A 17,670-nucleotide genomic window follows, 5' to 3' on the forward strand; every position below is an offset into this window, starting at 1 on the left:
TGAAGATGAATTAGTCTAAACATCGAACTATCGGCGGATCAATCGAAATGTCGTGCCCGCTCCGATACATAAGCCATATCGCCAACGGGTCTGCCACCCAGACCGCGCGCTCCCTGCCCCATGAACCCGCGAGACGATGATGATGCTTTCCGGTGGCTGCAACTGCGGACAGGTCCGCTACGAAATCCGAGGCGAGCCGGTGCGCGTCGGCATCTGCCACTGCGCTACCTGCCGGAAGCAGTCCGGCTCGGCGTTTTCCTTCTTCGGCATCTGGCCCCGGGGCAGCGTGACTCTCGCGGGGGAATTGGGATGCTGGCAGGCGCGAGCGGGCGGCGAGCGCTTCTGCCCGGCCTGCGGTTCGCAACTCTTCTGCTGGGAGGAGGGCTCCGACGAGATCGAGATCAAGCTCGGCACGTTGGACAGACTGCCCAGCGCGCTGGTTCCGACCTATGAACTCTGGACCATCCGGCGGGAGCCATGGCTGGCGCACCAGAAAGGCGCCGGCCAGCACGCCCGCGACCGCGAGGACGCCGGCGACTGACGCGGGGCCGGCTCAGGGCAGCATCACCACCGTCGTGCCGACGCCGACCCGCTCATACAGGTCGACAATGTCGTCGTTGAGCATGCGCACGCAGCCATAAGAGGCGAAGGTGCCGATCGACTTCGGCTTGTTGGTGCCGTGGATCGCGTATTGCCCGCCGCCCGTCAGCGTCATCGCGCGGGCGCCCATCGGGTTTTCGGGCGACCCGCCGGCGATGACATCCGGCAGCTTGGGATTGTCGCGGCGGATTTCCTCCGGCGGCGACCAGGCCGGCTGGATGTATTTGCGCTCGATCCGTGTCTGCCCCTGCCATTGCTTGCCGCGCCGGCCGACCGCGACCGGGTAGCGAATGGCGCGCCCCTCGCCGACCACGAGATAGAGCCTGCGCTCGCTGGTGCTGACCACGATGGTTCCCGGCCGGTAGCCCGGCTTCTCGAAGGCCACCGTATCCCGCGCGACGCCAGCGGAGGCCGGAATCACCGCCAACGCAGCCAACATCACGCGCAAGAGAATGCCACGCCGCATCGTCCGGTCCCGCCTCCAAATGGTGCCGCCCTGATACCAGAGACGGCCGCCGAACACGCGGCTCGACGTTGCTCAATCGCTTGATTGGTAAGCGTTAGCGTCCTTTCTGCAACAGTCGGGTGGAAATCCGTGCGCGTAATCTCGCTGCCGCCTCGCCGTCAATTGACGGCCACAAAAGAAGCGATACTCGTTAACCAATAGGACCTGTGCCGGACAGCTTTCCTCATTCTGTTTTCTTTCTAACCTAAGGTAATCAGCCATGATCAAGTCCATCCTCGTCGTTTCCGCGTCCATCTTCATGCTCGGCGCTGCCGTCGCTGCGGACATGCCCCAGGCCCAGCCCGTCAAGGCCCAGGCCGCTCCGGTCGGCAAGGCTCCGGTCGGCAAGGCTCCCGCGCCGATCGTCACCAAGGGCTGAGCACGGCGGAATGCACCCCGTTTGTGGCGTGCTTGACATGACCGCGGCCGGCCCTGCCGCCGCGCGATGTGATCGAGAGAGAAACGACGGGGTTCCGTTATGACCATCCATGTCGCCATGACAAAGCGCCGCCGCCTCGCGGTGGCGCTTTGTGCCTTCCTCGCGCCCGGCCTTCTCGCCGGGCCGAGCTTCGCGTCGATCGAGTCCGTCGATGGCGGACAACCGGCGACAGCGGCCCCCGCCGCCAAGCCGGCCTCGACCCGCGCTGCGTCGACCAAGTCTTCCGCGTCGACCAATCCTTCTACGTCGACTGCCGCTTCCCAAATCGCCACGACCGACGTCAAGGTCGGCACCTCGGAAGCCGCCTCCGCGCCGGCCCCTGCGCCCTTCTATGTCGATTTCCGTGCCCGCACCGCCGCTACCTATGGCCACGCGTTCATGTGGTACGGCAAGTCAACTGAGCGTGCCGTCGACGTCGCAGGCCTCCACCCGGCCACCGACAGCCCGGTTCCCTATGTGCTCGGCCATTTCATGTTCGTGCAGTCGGAAACCGGCGCCAGCTATGGCGATCTCGACGAGCAGTACCTGACCGCCAATTACCGCGTCTATCTCACCGCCGAGGACGCCCCCAAGGTGTTCGCCTATATCCAGAAGCTGCAGAAGACGACGCCGTTCTGGAACGCGACCACCACCAACTGCACCTGGTTCATCGGCCAGGTCGCCACCTTCATGGGCCTTGACACGCCGTCGCATCTCCTTCTGCCGGAAGAATATGTGAACGAGCTCAAGAAGATGAATGACGGGCGCAACATGGCGAGCCTCGCACCGGGCCGCTGATCGCGCCGCACGTGGCGTGGCCGATTTGTGGTAATATCTGCCACCCCTCCGCGCGCCACCGAGAGCGTCTTGCCGTCCCCATCGCCTCACACCCCGTACGCTGCAGGACGGGTCATTTGCCTCGACGGGCTGCGCGGCGTCGCCGCCTGTTCGGTCGTGGCGTTCCATTTCTTCTATGCCTTCACGCCCACCCTGTTCGCCGACAAGGCGCGGACCGGCTTCACGGCGTTCGATACCCCGATCGCCGTGCTGTGGAACGGCCATTTTGCCGTTGCGGTGTTCTTCGTGCTGTCCGGCTTCGTCCTCGCCGCCTCGGCGCCGAAGACGCTGCGCGAGGCGCCGCTGATGATCGCCCTGCGCTATCTAAGGCTCGCTGTGCCTGCCCTCGCCTCGTCCGTGCTCGCCTGGGCGTGGCTGGTCAGCTTTCCCGATGCCGCGCGCCAGGTGCAGGCGCTCACCGGCAGCCCGTGGTTCCGCTGGACCTACCAGCCGCCGATCCCTCCGCTCAGCCAGGCGATCTGGGAAGGCGGCGTGGGCGTGTTTCTCGACGGCACGACCCGCTTCAACAATCCACTGTGGACGATGCAGGCGGAATTCATCGGTTCGCTGATGATCTACGGTTCCTACGCGCTGCTGCGCGGCCGGGCGCGGCCGGCCGCGATGGCGCTGGGGTGCGCCGTTTTCTTCGGCACCGGCCTGTTCTATCTCGCGGCGTTCTGCGGCGGCGCTCTGGTCTATGAGTTTCGGCATCTGCTGCGCGATCATGCCCTCGCCGGCGGCGTGCTCGGCGCCCTCGGCCTCGTGCTCGGCGCCACCTATCCCGGCCACGCCGGCGGCGAGGGCATCATCGCGGACGTACTGTCCCGGCTTGGCGCGGAGGGTTTCCAGCAAACCGGAGCGGTCCTCGTCGTGGTCGCCGTGCTGATCACGCCGCCGGTCCGGCGGATGTTCGAGGCGGCGCCCCTGCAGCGGCTCGGCGAGTTGTCCTTCCCGATCTATCTCGTGCATGTGCCGCTGATCGTCGCGCCGGCCTGCTACATCTACGCCGCCTTCGGCCCGCTCGCGCCGTTGCCGCTGGCAGGGCTTTTCGTCCTCACCTCCATTGCCGCACTGGGCCTAGCAAGCGTGTTTCTGGTCGCCGTCGAGCGTCCGGTTCTACGTGCCCTGAAGGCGATCCGCACGCGCGCCCGCAGCCGCCTGGCCGCACCTTGATCCCCGGCGACGCCGGAAACCGTGAAGCGCGCTGCGGGTTATTTCTTATTCCCATCAGCTAAATTTTCGTGCTCATAAGACGCTTCGGTGCCGGCACGGCCAACCTACCCTCGGGCCGGCCAGACCACTCGAAAATCGGGAGCAGCCGCGTTGCGGGTCACGAAAGCCAAGGTTGCCGAACACCGCCGGTCGATACTCGATTCGGCGTCGCGCCTGTTCCGTGAACGCGGCTTCAAGGATGTCGGCGTCGCCGAGATCATGCAGGCCAGCGGCCTCACCCATGGCGCCTTTTACGGCCATTTCCGCTCCAAGGCGGACCTCGCGGACGAAGCCTGCAAGGAAGCCTGCAAGGAAGGCGCCCAAAAATGGCTCTGCTCCGCCGACCTCAAGGCGGTGCTCGATCGCTATCTCGCCCCCGCGCACCGTGACAATCCGGCCGGCGGCTGCGCCCTTTCCGCACTGGGCGCGGAGGTCTCGCGCCAGTCGCCCGAGCTGCAGAAGAGCTATGCCGAGGGGCTGAACGGCTTCGTCGACATTCTTGCGCGGCACATGAAGGAAGACGACCCCGAAGCCCGGCGCCGGGCGGCGATGGCGGTGCTCTCCAGCATGATCGGGGCGCTGACCCTGGCGCGCGGCGTGGCCGAGGGCGACCCCGCACTTTCCGACGAGATCCTCGACACCGTGCGTCGCGACCTTCAGGATCGTTTCGGCGCGTAAAGGGGGCAAACGCCGTATTGCGTTTCCCGGCCCGGAATGGTCGCATGCGCCGGAGGACTTTCCGGCGCGGAGTGCAGGCGGCGAATGGCGAGGGGCTCCCCAACCACCGAACCGACAACGGCGTGCTGGCGGGTGGGCATCCTGTTTTCCGCCACCGGCGTCACGGCGGCGGTGGAAACCTCCCAGCTCGGCGGTACGCTGCTCGCCATCGATGAGATCAACGCCGCCGGCGGCGTGCTGGGGCGGCGGGTGGAAGCGGTGATAACCGATCCCGCCTCCGACCCGCGCGCCTATCGACGCCTTGCCGAGCAGCTACTTGTCGAGGAGGGGGTGCGCCTGCTCTTTGGCGGCTACATGTCCTCGACGCGCAAAGCGATGCTGCCGGTCGTCGAGGCCCATGGCGGGCTGCTGTTCTACCCCACGCTTTACGAAGGCTTCGAATATTCGCGCCATTGCGTCTACACCGGCGCGGCGCCGAACCAGAATTCGATCCAGCTCGCCACGTATCTGCTGCGCCATTACGGCAACCGCTTCTTCCTCATCGGCTCGGACTACGTCTACCCCTACGAGTCGAACCGCATCATGAGCGATTTTGTTGTCCAGTCGCGCGGCCGCGTCGTGGGCGAGGTGTATGTGCCGCTCGGCGCGCCGGACAGCGCTTTTGGCGAGGTGATGGAACGGGTGCGCGAGGCCGAGCCCGACGTCATCTTCTCGACCGTCGTCGGTGCCGACACCGCCCGCCTCTATGCCGCGCATCATGCCGCCGGCTTCGATTCCCGCCGCCTGCCGATCGCCAGCCTCACCACCAGCGAGGCGGAGGTCTCGCTCATGGCGCGCGGCATCGCCGCCGGCCACATCACCGCCGCCCCTTTCTTCGAGACGCTTGGCACGCCGGCCGCCCGGCGCTTCGTCGCCGCCTTCAAGCGGCGGAACGGCATGCATATGCCGGTGACGGCAGCTGCCGAGGCGGCCTATTTCCAGATGCATCTCGCGGCCGCTGCGCTGGCCCGCGCGGGCACCGACGCGCCCGGGGACCTGCTCGCGCAGCTCGGCGGCTGCACCTTCGAGGCACCGCAGGGACGGGTGCGGATGGAAGCGAGCAATCATCACACATGGTTGCGCCCGCGCATCGCCAGGCTCGACGCTGATGGCCGTTTCAAGGTGGTGTGGGATGCCGGCGCCTCGGTAAAGCCGGACCCTTATTGCGTGGTCCAGAACCTCGACGACTGGCCGGCCGATGGCCGCCAGTTCGCGCTGTCGTGACGGGAGGCGGCAAGATGGCGATGCAGGTGCTCAAGGATTTGCGTGGTCTGCGGGTTCATGTGATCCACCCCCCCGACGAGGAGCGACCCAGCCTCGTCGAGCATCTGCGCCGCATCGGCTGCGCGGTGGAAACCGTCTGGCCGGTGCCGGCCGACTGGCCTGATGGCGCCGATGTGGTGCTGCTGGCCATCGAGCCGGGCGCGCGCGCCGACATTGTCGGCCTGCTGAAGGCCGACCCGGGCAGGCGCCCGACCCTCATCGCCGTCGTCGGCTATGAGAACCCCGCGACGCTGCAGCTCGTGCTCGAATCGGGCGCCGTAGCGGTGGTGGAGCGGCCGATCCGCCCGTTCGGCCTGCTCACCAACCTCACCATCGCCCGCACGCTCTGGCTAGAGCGGGAGGAGGCGCGAAAGCGCGTCGCCCGGCTTGAGAGCAAGCTCGCCGGGCTGCAGACGATCCAGCGTGCCAAGTCGATCCTGATGGAAAATCTCGGCCTTACCGAGGAAGACGCCTATCAGAGCCTGCGCCGGCAGGCGATGGCCAAGCGCGTGCCGATGGAGGACATGGCGGCCTCCCTTATCCACGCCAGCGAACTGCTGCAGATTTCGCCCCGTAGCCGCGATGCGCGCAACGGGCCGCCATCGTCCACCAGCCCTTGAACTCGCGCGGGGATGATGATTAGATAATGCGCATGGACGATTTCCGGGCAACGCGCCCCGGAACGAGTCTCCCGCTCGGTCACCAATGCTGTTGGCCGCGCATGGCAATGTGGCCCGGACGGCTCGCGAGAGCCTGTCGGGCTTTTTTTGTGCCTGAAGGCCTCGCGGAACAACGCGGTTTCGCCCGTCACAGCATGCCAGCGGCCGATGCCTCGCCGTGGCACCCCTTTCCAGCGCCGACACCGCAATCACCCGACCGCTTGCGAGCCGCGTCCGCGCGCCCTTTTCGAGGAGAACTCCCATGTTGCACGGCGACATTTCCAGCAGCAAAGACACCGTCGGCGTGGCGGTGGTGAACTACAAGATGCCCCGCCTGCACACCAAGGCCGAGGTGCTTGAGAACGCGAAGAAGATCGCCGACATGGTGGTCGGCATGAAGACCGGCCTGCCGGGCATGGACCTCGTCATCTTCCCGGAATATTCGACCCACGGAATCATGTATGATTCCAAGGAGATGTACGAGACGGCCTCGACCATCCCCGGCGACGAGACCGAGATTTTCGCCGATGCCTGCCGCAAGGCCAAGGTGTGGGGCGTGTTCTCGCTCACCGGCGAGCGCCATGAGGAACACCCCCACAAGGCGCCCTACAACACGCTCATCCTGATGAACGACAAGGGTGAGATCGTGCAGAAATACCGCAAGATCATGCCCTGGGTGCCGATTGAGGGGTGGTATCCCGGCAATTGCACCTATGTCTCGGACGGCCCAAAGGGGCTGAAGATCTCTCTCATCATCTGCGATGACGGCAACTACCCGGAGATCTGGCGCGACTGCGCGATGAAGGGCGCCGAACTGATCGTGCGCTGCCAAGGCTACATGTACCCGGCCAAGGAGCAGCAGGTGATCATGTCCAAGGCCATGGCCTTCGCCAACAATGTCTATGTCGCCGTCGCCAACGCCTCGGGCTTCGACGGGGTGTATTCCTATTTCGGACACTCGGCCATTGTCGGCTTTGACGGGCGCACGCTGGGCGAATGCGGCGAGGAGGATTACGGCATCCAGTACGCTGCGCTCTCCGTCTCGCTGATCCGCGACGCGCGCAAGAACATGCAGTCGCAGAACCACCTCTTCAAGCTGGTGCATCGCGGCTATACTGGGATGATCAATTCCGGCGAGGGCGACAAGGGCGCAGCCGCCTGCCCCTACGACTTCTACAAGAAATGGATCGCCGATCCCGAGGGCACCCGCGAAATGGTGGAATCCTTCACCCGCTCGACGGTGGGCACCGAGGAATGCCCCATCGAGGGCATCCCCAACCCCGACACCACGCATCGGTGAGAGACGCCCCCACTTTTAAACGACGTCATGGCCGGGCTGGTCCCGGCCATGACGGTCCGGGGCCACGAGAACCATCCTTCGAGGCTCGCTGCGCTCGCACCTCAGGATGACGTCGTTCTGTGGATCAATGGACTCGTCATGCTGAGGTGCCGGCGCCCGGCGCCGGCCTCGAAGCACCCACGCGCGGGCCACCGCCTCGCCTGCGCGGCACTCCTCACCGCCGCGCCAGGCGAAAGTACAGTTCCGAAAGTCGCAGCGGCAGGTCCTCAACGCGCCGCACCGGCATCGAATTGGCCTTGCCGAAGATCGACGGCCCGGACCCGACGCCGGCGGGGTCGAGCGTGACGCCGAAAGTGTCGATGCCCTGCAGTCTCAGCTGCATCACGGCCCGGCGCGCGTCCTGCACGAGGTCGTCGCCGGCCACGTCGATGTCGGACGGCTCGCCATCGGTGAGCACGAGGATGAGCTTGCGAAAGCTGCGCACGCGGGCGATCTGTGCGCCGCCATGGCGCAGCGCCGTCCCCAGCCGGGTCGACAGGCCCGAGGAGAGGCCGGCGAGCCGTGCCATCGCCTCCCCGTCGTAAGGAGCGTCAAAACCCTTCACCTCACTCACCCGCACGTCGTCACGCCCGGCCGAGGCAAAGGCCAAGAGCGCGAAATCGTCGCCGAGCGTTTCCAGCGCCTCGGCCAGCATCGCCACGGCCAGCTTTTCGACGTCCAGCACGCTGGCCCCATCGACCAGCCGCGCGCGCGTCGACTGCGACATGTCGACCAGCACCAGCACGGCGAGGTCGCGCTGCAGCAGCGCCGTCGAACGGAACACCCGCAGGTCCGGCATCTCGCCGGCACGGCGGGCAATCACCGCTTCGATGGCTGCGTCTATGTCGAGATCGTGCCCCTCCGTCTGCCGCTTAAGCCGGGACGAGCGGCCGACCTTCGCCGCCTTCACCAGCCGGGCGATGCGCGCACGCGCCGGCGCCGCCTGTTCCAGCGCCCGCTGCAGCGGGCGTACCTCGCCCACAACCGGCAGCACCGCCCGCACGCTGGTCCAGTCCGGCCGCTCGATGCCGGCACCGGCATCCCATTCGGGATAGGTCGCAATCACCGCTCCCCTCTCGCCCGCAGACCGTGGGCGCGCGCGGCCGGTCGGCTCGGGTGCGGGCGCCTCGTCCGGCGCGCCGTCGTCGCCCTCGCGCCGCTCGATGCGGGCGGCATCGACCATCATCTCGATCTCGGCCATCACATCCGGGTCGATATCGCCGAAATCCCACAGGCCGAGCCCGTCGTCGCGATAGGCCGGCTCCACCACATGGCCACGCCCGTCGAAACGCAGGCGGCGCTGGCCGACATCATTGGCGAGGCGGGTGCCGATATCGAGGCTGATGGCGGGATCGTCGAGGCGCCCGCGCGCTGCGGCGAACAGGTCCTGCGCCTTGCCGACCAGCGCGTCGGGGTCGCGATAGAAGGGGTCGAACAGCCCGCGCGCCAGCCGGGCGAGAAGCGCGGCGAGGGTCGGCCCGTCCTCGGGCGTCGCCACATGAAACGGCGCCCATATCCGGCGCAGGCCGGGATAGCGCGCCATCGCCAGCGTCTCGATGCGCGCATCCTCGATGAGGCCGGCCAGCGCGATCTGCACCGGCTTGAACTTGCGGATGGGGAAGCGCGGATTGCCGAAGTGGAGATGCGCGCCCGCATGCAGCCCTGCGGCGAGATAGAGCTGGCGCGCGGCGTCGCCCTCGATGCCGGGAAACACATCCGGCAGGCGGATCACCGGCCCGGCAATATTGGCCCGGCGCAACACCCCCGGCACCGCCGGCGGCAGCGACTGCAGAGCGGGCGACGTCCCCCACACCGCCGCCAGCACGCGCTTTAGCTCGACCTCCAGCTCGGCAAAGCCCGGCCCGCCGCCGATGCGCGCCAGCAGCCCCAGCGCCAGAGGGTCTTCCAGTGAAAAGAAGGCGTGCTGCCGGGCCCTGTCGCGGCCTGCGGCCTTCAGCCCCGCCGCGATTAGGCCCTCAAATGCGGCCACATGGCCCGGCAGTATCAGGCGGCGCGCCTGCCCGGCCACCAGCGCCACGCAGTCCGGCGCGCCCTGCGCCAGCGTCAGCAGAGCGCGCCAGAAAGTCACGCGCTCCTCCGGCGAGGCGAGGCGCGGGGCGACTTCGGTGAAACCGTCCAGCGCGGCGAGGGTGGCGCGCCCGCCCGCCTCGCGGCAGAGCGCGGCGGCGGCGAGGCCGGTCTCGCCGAGCGCCGCCGGGGAAAGCCGGCCGGAGAGTTCAAGGCTGGCGCGCCAGAAGCCGAGCAGCGCCCCCGCCCCGGCATTCACCTCGACCAGCGCGAGAACCGCCTGCGCCCACGGCTCCAAGGCCGTCGCGCCGTGGCGCGCGGCCAGTTGGCGTCGTGTGTCGGCGAAGGTCGCGGCAAGGCTCTCGCGCCCGGCCATGAGCCGGGCAAGGCGGGCGAGCGCGGGAGCCTCGCTGTCGAAAACCTCGCTCATGTCAGGCAGGCGGAAATCGCTACGCCGAGTGCGCGGCGGACATCGGCATCGTCGGTGATCGGCTGCACGATGGCGGCCTCCACCGCCGCTTCCAGCGACACGCCGCTCATCGCAAGCCGCCCGGCATGGATGAGCATGCGGGTGGAGGCGCCCTCGTCCAGCCCCTGCCCGCGCAGGTTTCGCGAACAGGCGGCAATAGTGACGAGGATGCGGGCCAAAGCGAGATCGGCGCCGGCCTCGCGCATGACGATCTCGGCCTCCAGCGCCGGGGCGGGATAGTCGAAGGCGATGGCGATGAAGCGCTGCTTGGTGGATTCCTTCAGGTCCTTCACCGCGCTCTGGTAGCCGGGGTTGTAGGAGATGACGATCTGGAAATCGGCATGGGCTGCCACCAGTTCGTTGCGCTTTTCCAAGGGCAGCATGCGCCGGGCGTCGGTGAGCGGGTGGATGACGACCGTGGTGTCCTGCCGGGCCTCGACGATCTCGTCGAGATAGCAGAGCGCGCCATGGCGCACCGCCTGCGTCAATGGCCCGTCATGCCAGACCGTGCCTTCCGGCGTGAGCAGGAAACGCCCGGCGAGGTCGGCGGCGGTCATGTCCTCATGCGCAGCGACGGTGATGAGCGGGCGCCCCAGCCGCCAGGCCATGTATTCGACAAAGCGGGTCTTGCCGCAGCCGGTCGGGCCTTTCAGCATCACCGGCAGGCGGTGGCGCCATGCCGCCTCGAACACCGCGACTTCGTTGCCGACCGGCCTGAAATAGGGCTCGGCGTCGATGCGGTAGACGGCAAGATCAGGAGCGACGGGCATGGGGTCTCCGCGAGATTGGCGCGGCCGTCCCCCGGGGCAGGAATGGACGGCCCTGCAAAAAGGGCTGTCGGCAATCCCTGCCGTCGCCGGCAACATCCTTGTTGCCAGGCACCGGCATTAGAAATCCATTCGCTGCGCCGCACAAGAGGGTGATACGCTCCTTATCCCGCCCCATGCCGTGCCTTGCGCAAGGCCGGCGCTGCGTACAGGCGCCGTCGCGTGCGTGCCATCGTGCCGCGTTAAGGTCGCACCGGACGATCCGGAAAGACCCCGTCTTCAGTAGACGCGTCGAGCAGACCGCGCCGTCGCATTGACGGCGATCAAGGAAGGAAGCGCGATGACGCGTTAATGGCGCCTGCGTCACCGGCAGAACTCCGGGATGGAGCCCGGGCCGCGGCGCGCGCAACGTGATCAGATGCGCCACGGACTGAAGCCCAGTGAACTGGCGCCGGCGCGCCCTATCTCACCTAACGGCAATGGTTCTGGAAAGGACATCGCAATGGCGACGCAACCGGCGACCGACACGCTCGGCCCTGACCTCGTGGAGCGCATGAACGCCTGGTGGCGCGCGGCGAACTATCTCGCGGTCGGGCAGATCTACCTGCTCGCCAACCCGTTGCTGCGCGAGAAGCTGACCCTCGACCATGTGAAACCCCGCCTCCTCGGTCACTGGGGCACGACGCCGGGGCTGAACTTCCTCTATGTCCACCTCAACCGCGTCATTCGCGACACCGACGCCGACGTGCTGTTCATCGCCGGCCCCGGGCACGGCGCGCCCGGCGTGGTGGCGGCGACCTATTTGGAGGGCACCTATAGCGAGCTTTACCCCGACATCTCCCGCGACGAGGCGGGACTGTGCCGGCTGTTCCGCCAGTTTTCCTTTCCCGGCGGCATTCCCAGCCATGCCGCGCCGGAAACGCCCGGCTCGATCCATGAGGGCGGCGAACTCGGCTATTCGCTCGCCCACGCCTATGGCGCGGTGCTGGACAATCCCGAGCTGATCGTCGCCTGCGTCGTCGGCGACGGCGAGGCCGAGACCGGCCCGCTCGCCACCTCCTGGCACGGCAACAAGTTCCTCAACCCCGCCAGCGACGGCGCGGTGCTGCCGATCCTCCACCTCAACGGTTACAAGATCGCCAACCCGACCATTCTCGCCCGCATCCCGCATGAGGAACTGGCGGCGCTGATGCAGGGCTATGGCTATGACCCGATCTTCGTCGAGGGCGAGGACCCCGGGCCGATGCACCAGGCGATGGCGGCGGCGCTCGACGAGGCGTTCGGCAAGATCAAGGCGATCCAGCAGGCGGCACGCACGCGCGGCGACACCGACCGGCCGCGCTGGCCGATGATCGTGCTGCGCAGCCCCAAGGGCTGGACCGGCCCGAAGACCGTCGATGGCAAGAAGGCGGAAGGCTTCTGGCGCTCGCACCAGGTACCGTTCTCCGACATGTCGAAGCCCGAGCATCTGACGCTCCTCGAGGAGTGGATGCAGAGCTATCGGCCGGAAGAGCTGTTCGACGCGGCGGGGCGGCTCAAGCCGGAGATCGCCTCCCTCGCGCCGGAAGGCGTGAAGCGCATGAGCGCCAACCCGCACGCCAATGGCGGCGCGCTGCGCCGGCCGCTGCGGCTGCCGGATTTCACCGACTACGCGGTGGAGGTCGCCCAGCCCGGCGATCGCGAGCTGGAATCGACCTATGTGATGGGCACCTTCCTGCGCGACGTGATGACGGAGAACGCGGACGCCAAGAACTTCCGCGTCTTCGGCCCGGACGAGACCGCCTCCAACCGGCTGCAGGCACTGTTCGAGGTGACCGGCCGCGCCTGGGACGCGCAGACGCTGTCCTATGACGACCACCTTGCCCGCGACGGGCGGGTGATGGAGATGCTCTCCGAGCATATGTGCCAGGGCTGGCTGGAGGGCTATCTCCTCACCGGCCGCCACGGGCTGTTCTCCTGCTACGAGGCGTTTATCCACATCGTCGATTCGATGTTCAACCAGCACGCCAAATGGCTGAAATCGTCGCAGGAAGTGGAATGGCGCCGGCCCATCGCCTCGCTGAACTACCTGCTCACCTCGCATGTCTGGCGACAGGATCATAATGGCTTCAGCCACCAAGACCCCGGCTTCATCGACCATGTGGTGAACAAGAAGGCGGAGATCGTGCGCGTCTACCTGCCGCCGGACGCCAACACGCTGCTCTATGTCACCGACCACTGCCTGCGCTCGTGGAACCGGGTGAACGTCATCGTCGCCGGCAAGCAGCCCGCCCCGCAATGGCTCGACATGGACAGCGCCATCAAGCACTGCGCGCAGGGCATCGGCATGTGGGAATGGGCCTCCACCGACCAAGGCGCCGAGCCGGACGTGGTGCTGGCCTGCGCCGGCGACGTACCGACGCTGGAGACGCTGGCCGCCGCCGAGCTGCTGCGCGGCTACTTCCCGGACCTCAAAGTGCGCGTCGTCAACGTGGTCGACCTGATGACGCTGCAGCCGAAATCCGAGCACCCGCATGGGCTCTCGGACGCGGAATTCGACGCGCTGTTCACCACCGACAAGCCGGTGATCTTCGCCTATCACGGCTATCCCTGGCTCATCCACCGCCTCGCCTATCGCCGCACCAACCACGACAACATGCATGTGCGCGGCTATATAGAGGAAGGCTCCACCACCACGCCCTTCGACATGGTGGTGCGCAACCGGCTCGACCGCTTCCACCTCGTCGCCGACGTGCTCGACCGGGTGCCAAAGCTGAAGACCAACACCCATGTGCGCCAGGCGATCCGGGACAAGCTGACCGAGCATTCCCGCTATATCCGCGCCCATGGCCTCGACATGCCGGAGGTGCGCGACTGGAAATGGGCGGGCGGCCGCTAGGCGGGCGGACACGTAAAGGCGGGCGCCGGGAACCAATTGGTGCTGTAATCCTGACAGCCGGCGGACAGCATCGCGCCGCTAGGTTCCGGGCGTTCGCCGCTGACAGGCGATCGTGCGGATCAGGAAAGCACCATGAAGAAAATCATTGCCGGCCTTGTCGCCTTCTCCATCCTCGCCCCCGCCGCCGCCTTTGCCGGCCCGGCCTGCACCACGGAAGCCAAGGACAAGTGGATGAGCGAGGATGCCATGAAGGCCAAGGTCACCGAGATGGGCTACCAGAAGATCAAGACCTTCAAGGTTTCGGGCTCCTGCTATGAGATCTACGGCTATACCAAGGACAACAAGAAGGCCGAAGTCTACTTCAACCCGGTGACCGGCGCTGTCGTGAAGTCCGAGATCGACTGATGACGGACCGGGTCGCTCAGGCCGGTGGCGCCATTGCGCCGGCCGCCGGCGCGAACGTCCGGGTATGGGACCCGGTCGTGCGCCTGTTCCACTGGACGGTGGTCGCCGGGTGCGTCCTGAACCTGTTCATCCTGGACGATGGCGAGTTGCCGCACGAACTCGTCGGCTATGTGGTCGCGAGCGCCTTGGCCATCCGCCTCGTCTGGGGGTTCGTCGGTACGAAATACGCACGCTTTTCGGACTTCGTGCCGACACCGACGGGGCTCATCGCCTATGTGCGGGCGCTGTTGGCCGGGTGCGAGCCGCGCATGCTCGGCCACAACCCGGCCGGAGCGGCAATGATGCTGGCGCTCATGGCGCTGCTGGCCGGGGTCTGCCTCACCGGCTGGATGACCACGCTCGACGCTTTCTGGGGAGACGACTGGCTGGAAGAACTTCACGAAACGCTTGCCAATGCCATACTGGTCCTGGCCCTGCTGCACGCGGCGGCAGCGCTTTTCGAGAGCTGGCGGCACCGCGAGAATCTGGTGTGGTCCATGGTGACCGGATGGAAAAAGCGGTGAGCGGCAATGCGTCTTCTCCTCGTTGAAGACAGCGCCCGGCTGCGCGATCTGGTGGGCGACACGATCCGCGCCGCGGGTTGGCGGCTCGACGCGGTGGGCAGTGTCGCGCAGGCGCAGGATGCTCTCGCCGCCACCCGCTACGACCTCGTGCTGCTCGATCTCGGCCTGCCCGACGGCGACGGGCTCGATATCGTGCGCGGCCTGCGCCGCAACCGCAACGGCACCCCGGTTCTGGTGCTGACCGCGCGCGGCGCGGTGGATGAGCGCATCGCCGGGCTGGATGCCGGTGCCGATGACTACCTCACCAAGCCTTTCAACAATGGCGAGTTGCTGGCTCGCGCGCGGGCCTTGCTGCGCCGGGCGCCGGTGGCGTCCGATCCGGTGCTGGAGGCGGGCGCGCTGCGCTTCGACCCCGCCACGCAGGAGACCCATTGCGGCGATGAGCTGATCGCCCTCGCCCCGCGCGAGCGGGCGGCGCTGGAAATCCTGCTGCGCAATGCCGGCCGCGTCACCCCCAAGCGCGGGCTGGAGGAGATGCTCTCCGAATATGACGAGGAGATCAGCCCCAACGCCATCGAGGTGATGCTGTCGCGCCTGCGCCGGCGGCTCGCTCCCTTCCCCACCCGCACCGCCATCGAGACGGTGCGCGGCGTCGGCTATCTCCTGCGCGAGACCGATACGTGAGCACGGCTGCGGGTGTGCGGGCCCCGCTCGGCCGGATCGTCGCGCTGCGCATCATGCTGTTCGCGGTGCTGGCGATGCTGGCGCAGCTCGTCGCCGTGCTTGTCGAATATGGCAGCGATCCGGAATATCTCTCCTTGCTCGCCCTCGAACAGGAAACCGACGTGCTCGCCGAAGGGCTGGCGACCAGCGGCACGCGGCTCTCCTACCAGCTGCCCCCCGACCTTGCCGACCGCTACGGCACCGACGCCTCGGGCTATGTGGCACGGGTGCGCACGGCGAGCGGGGTGGTGTTGTTCTCCCATTGCGACGAGGCCTGCACCCAGCACTTCCTGCCGCTCGACCTCAACCCGCCGACCTTCTGGCTGCGGGTGCTCTCGCCCGGCTATCCGCTGTCTTTCGCCGGCGGGCGCATCATCGAGAGCGGCGACCAGCGGATCTTCTTCGAGATCGCCGTCAAGGGCGACACGCAGAACGTCGTCTGGGAGGTGATGGGCGACGAAGTGCTCGACCACATGGTCCTCCCGATGAGCCTCACGCTGATCTTCGTGCTGGGCGCCACGCTCATCTCCATCCGTGCCGCCTTGGCCCCGGTGACCGCCGCCGCCGCGCAGGCCGAGCGGCTCGACCCGTTGAGCCCGGACGCGCGGCTGGAAGAGGCCGGCATGCCGCGCGAGATCGCCCAGTTGGCAGGCGCGGTGAACCGCTCCTATGCCCGCACCCGCGAATTGATGGAGGCGCAGCGGCTTTTCACCTCTGCCATCGCCCATGAGATCCGCACGCCGCTGGCGGTGATCCGGCTGGAGCTGGAGAGCATCGATCACCCGGCGGCGCGACGCACCATGGGCGAACTGGACGACCTCACCCATTTCGTCGAGCAATTGGTCGCGCTGGCCCGGCTGGAAGCGGCCGACCGCACCGGCTTCAAGCCGGTGGCACTCGACGAGATCGGCAGCGACATGGTCGGCACGCTGGCGCCTTTCGTCTATGCGCGCGGCGCCAGCATCGCCTTCGAGCCCTCCCGCAACCCCATCGTCCTCGGCAATGCGGCGCTGCTGAAAGACGCGGTGCGCAACCTGGTCGAAAACGCCGTCCGCCATGGCGGGCCCGGCGTGTCCATCGTGGTGGCCACCGATGACGGCCCGGGCATCGGCGTGACCGATAACGGCCCCGGCTTCGACCCGCTGCCGGCACCGGACGAACTGCCCGACCCGCCCGGATATTACCGGCGAGCCGGCGGGCTCGGCATCGGGCTTGAGATCATCCGCCGCATTGCGGCCCTGCATGGCGGGCGGCTGGAGATCAGCCGGCTCGAGCCGCGGGGAACCAAAGCGCGGCTCGTCTTCGCCGCCGCGCCGGTCACACCCGCTCAATGAGCGCCATGGCGGCGGCAGGATTGCGGGGCTTGAAACCACTGATAACGAAGAGGAACACCTCGCGTGGCCGGGCTTCCGCTGGCGGAGAGAGCAGCGTCTCCTTCAGCGCCGGCGGCGTCTTGCCGGCCGCCCACTCCTTCGCCGTCTCGGCCCAGCTATCGAGTGCCGTGGTCGAATAGCCCAGCGCCTCGTCCTCCTGCGTGCCCATGATGCGGGCATAGACAAAGGGGGCGGTGATATCGGCAATCGCCGGGAAGTCGCTGTCGCCGGCGAGGATGACGGCGACGCCATGGTCGCGCGCCAGCGCGATGAAATCCGGCGTCTTGAAGCTGTCGTGCCGCACTTCCACCGCGTGGCGGATGTCGTGCCCGTCGACGCGCTTGGGCAGGAGCTTAAGAAAGGCCTCGAAATCGTCCGGGTCGAATTTCTTCGTCGGCATGAACTGCCAGTTCACCGGGCCGAGCTTTTCCTTCAGCTCGGTCACGCCGCTGTTGAAGAAGCGCTCGATCGACTCAGCCGCCTCGCCCAGCACGCGGCGATTGGTAGTGAAGCGCGGCCCCTTCAGCGCGAAGACAAACCCCTCCGGCGTCTCGGCCCGCCATTTCGCGAAGCTCTCGGGCTTCTGCGAGCCGTAATAGGTGCCGTTGATCTCGATGGCAGTGAGCTTCGAGCCGGCATATTCCAGCTCCCGCTTCTGGGTCAGCCCCTCGGGATAGAACACCCCGCGCCAGGGCTCGAACGTCCAGCCGCCGACGCCGATTCGGATGGGTGCGGGATGTGCCATGGGGACCTCGCGCGAAAAAAGAGATCAGGTCGGACGGGGGCCGGATCGGGCGCGTCGACATGGCTGCCCACCAAGGATTCAGCTTGCAGGACAATGGCAGAAAAGGCCACGACATGCAGCGGGTCGCGGCACGCGATCACCAACCATCCCCTTATAAGGCTGCCGCTGC

General features: G+C 67.3%; 17 protein-coding genes. 13 read left to right on the forward strand and 4 right to left on the reverse strand.

Going from position 1 to position 17,670, the window contains the following annotated elements; all coding sequences use genetic code 11:
* The first annotated feature begins 136 nt into the window (after positions 1 to 136).
* Entirely contained in the window at positions 137 to 541 is a 405-nt protein-coding gene (locus ACQY76_RS02385; protein ID WP_428031324.1) for a GFA family protein, read from the forward strand.
* A 12-nt stretch (positions 542 to 553) separates the two neighbouring features.
* On the opposite strand, the gene ACQY76_RS02390 is transcribed toward ACQY76_RS02385, so the two are convergent.
* Complete coding sequence (locus tag ACQY76_RS02390) at positions 554 to 1,066, reverse strand: L,D-transpeptidase (RefSeq protein WP_428031325.1); 513 nt, start codon at positions 1,064 to 1,066, stop codon at positions 554 to 556.
* A 259-nt stretch (positions 1,067 to 1,325) separates the two neighbouring features.
* Here ACQY76_RS02390 and ACQY76_RS02395 point away from each other — a divergent pair, with 259 nt between their 5' ends.
* From ACQY76_RS02395 to ACQY76_RS02425, 7 genes are all read left to right on the forward strand, one after another.
* The gene (locus tag ACQY76_RS02395) at positions 1,326 to 1,484 is read left to right on the forward strand and encodes a hypothetical protein (protein ID WP_428031326.1); all 159 of its coding nucleotides are present in this window, start codon (positions 1,326 to 1,328) and stop codon (positions 1,482 to 1,484) included.
* A gap of 99 nt (positions 1,485 to 1,583) precedes the next feature.
* On the forward strand, positions 1,584 to 2,321 hold the full coding sequence (locus ACQY76_RS02400) for a hypothetical protein (protein ID WP_428031327.1): 738 nt from the start codon (positions 1,584 to 1,586) through the stop codon (positions 2,319 to 2,321).
* Between the two features lie 69 nt (positions 2,322 to 2,390).
* Positions 2,391 to 3,533: an acyltransferase family protein gene (locus tag ACQY76_RS02405; protein WP_428031328.1), complete on the forward strand. Its 1,143-nt coding sequence runs from the start codon at positions 2,391 to 2,393 to the stop codon at positions 3,531 to 3,533.
* A 150-nt stretch (positions 3,534 to 3,683) separates the two neighbouring features.
* Positions 3,684 to 4,250: a TetR/AcrR family transcriptional regulator gene (locus ACQY76_RS02410; protein ID WP_428031329.1), complete on the forward strand. Its 567-nt coding sequence runs from the start codon at positions 3,684 to 3,686 to the stop codon at positions 4,248 to 4,250.
* 84 nt (positions 4,251 to 4,334) lie between these two features.
* Positions 4,335 to 5,513: a transporter substrate-binding domain-containing protein gene (locus ACQY76_RS02415; protein WP_428031330.1), complete on the forward strand. Its 1,179-nt coding sequence runs from the start codon at positions 4,335 to 4,337 to the stop codon at positions 5,511 to 5,513.
* A 14-nt stretch (positions 5,514 to 5,527) separates the two neighbouring features.
* Positions 5,528 to 6,172, forward strand: a complete 645-nt coding sequence (locus tag ACQY76_RS02420; protein ID WP_428031331.1) for an ANTAR domain-containing response regulator — start codon at positions 5,528 to 5,530, stop codon at positions 6,170 to 6,172.
* Between the two features lie 301 nt (positions 6,173 to 6,473).
* The gene (locus ACQY76_RS02425) at positions 6,474 to 7,511 is read left to right on the forward strand and encodes an aliphatic amidase (protein ID WP_428031332.1); all 1,038 of its coding nucleotides are present in this window, start codon (positions 6,474 to 6,476) and stop codon (positions 7,509 to 7,511) included.
* A 214-nt stretch (positions 7,512 to 7,725) separates the two neighbouring features.
* Here the strand turns inward: ACQY76_RS02425 and ACQY76_RS02430 are convergent, their stop codons facing one another.
* Both ACQY76_RS02430 and ACQY76_RS02435 read right to left on the reverse strand, forming a co-directional pair.
* Positions 7,726 to 10,008 (reverse strand): nitric oxide reductase activation protein NorD, encoded by a 2,283-nt coding sequence (locus ACQY76_RS02430; RefSeq protein WP_428031333.1) that lies wholly within the window; start codon positions 10,006 to 10,008, stop codon positions 7,726 to 7,728.
* Complete coding sequence (locus ACQY76_RS02435) at positions 10,005 to 10,817, reverse strand: CbbQ/NirQ/NorQ/GpvN family protein (RefSeq protein ID WP_428031334.1); 813 nt, start codon at positions 10,815 to 10,817, stop codon at positions 10,005 to 10,007. The genes ACQY76_RS02430 and ACQY76_RS02435 overlap by 4 nt, the downstream gene beginning before the upstream one ends.
* Before the next feature lie 499 nt (positions 10,818 to 11,316).
* On the opposite strand from ACQY76_RS02435, the gene ACQY76_RS02440 reads away from it, so the two are divergent.
* The 5 genes from ACQY76_RS02440 (at position 11,317) to ACQY76_RS02460 (ending at position 16,717) form a co-directional block, all read left to right on the forward strand.
* Positions 11,317 to 13,692 (forward strand): phosphoketolase family protein, encoded by a 2,376-nt coding sequence (locus tag ACQY76_RS02440; protein WP_428031335.1) that lies wholly within the window; start codon positions 11,317 to 11,319, stop codon positions 13,690 to 13,692.
* A gap of 132 nt (positions 13,693 to 13,824) precedes the next feature.
* Positions 13,825 to 14,097 carry a PepSY domain-containing protein gene (locus ACQY76_RS02445; protein ID WP_428031336.1) on the forward strand — a complete coding sequence of 91 codons (273 nt, stop codon included), beginning with the start codon at positions 13,825 to 13,827 and terminating at the stop codon, positions 14,095 to 14,097.
* A complete protein-coding gene (locus tag ACQY76_RS02450; protein WP_428031337.1) occupies positions 14,097 to 14,660 on the forward strand; it encodes a cytochrome b/b6 domain-containing protein in 564 nt (187 codons plus the stop codon). Before ACQY76_RS02445 ends, ACQY76_RS02450 begins: the two co-directional genes overlap by 1 nt.
* Positions 14,661 to 14,666: 6 nt before the next feature.
* Positions 14,667 to 15,344, forward strand: coding sequence for a response regulator (locus tag ACQY76_RS02455; RefSeq protein WP_428031338.1), 678 nt, complete (start codon positions 14,667 to 14,669; stop codon positions 15,342 to 15,344).
* Positions 15,341 to 16,717, forward strand: a complete 1,377-nt coding sequence (locus ACQY76_RS02460) for an ATP-binding protein (protein ID WP_428031339.1) — start codon at positions 15,341 to 15,343, stop codon at positions 16,715 to 16,717. The genes ACQY76_RS02455 and ACQY76_RS02460 overlap by 4 nt, the downstream gene beginning before the upstream one ends.
* On the opposite strand, the gene ACQY76_RS02465 is transcribed toward ACQY76_RS02460, so the two are convergent.
* On the reverse strand, positions 16,701 to 17,501 hold the full coding sequence (locus ACQY76_RS02465; protein WP_428031340.1) for a DUF72 domain-containing protein: 801 nt from the start codon (positions 17,499 to 17,501) through the stop codon (positions 16,701 to 16,703). The two genes, ACQY76_RS02460 and ACQY76_RS02465, sit on opposite strands and share 17 nt — an antisense overlap.
* Between the last annotated feature and the right edge of the window lie 169 nt (positions 17,502 to 17,670).

Origin of the sequence: Ancylobacter sp., from assembly GCF_965279025.1 — a bacterium.
GTDB lineage: Bacteria > Pseudomonadota > Alphaproteobacteria > Rhizobiales > Xanthobacteraceae > Ancylobacter.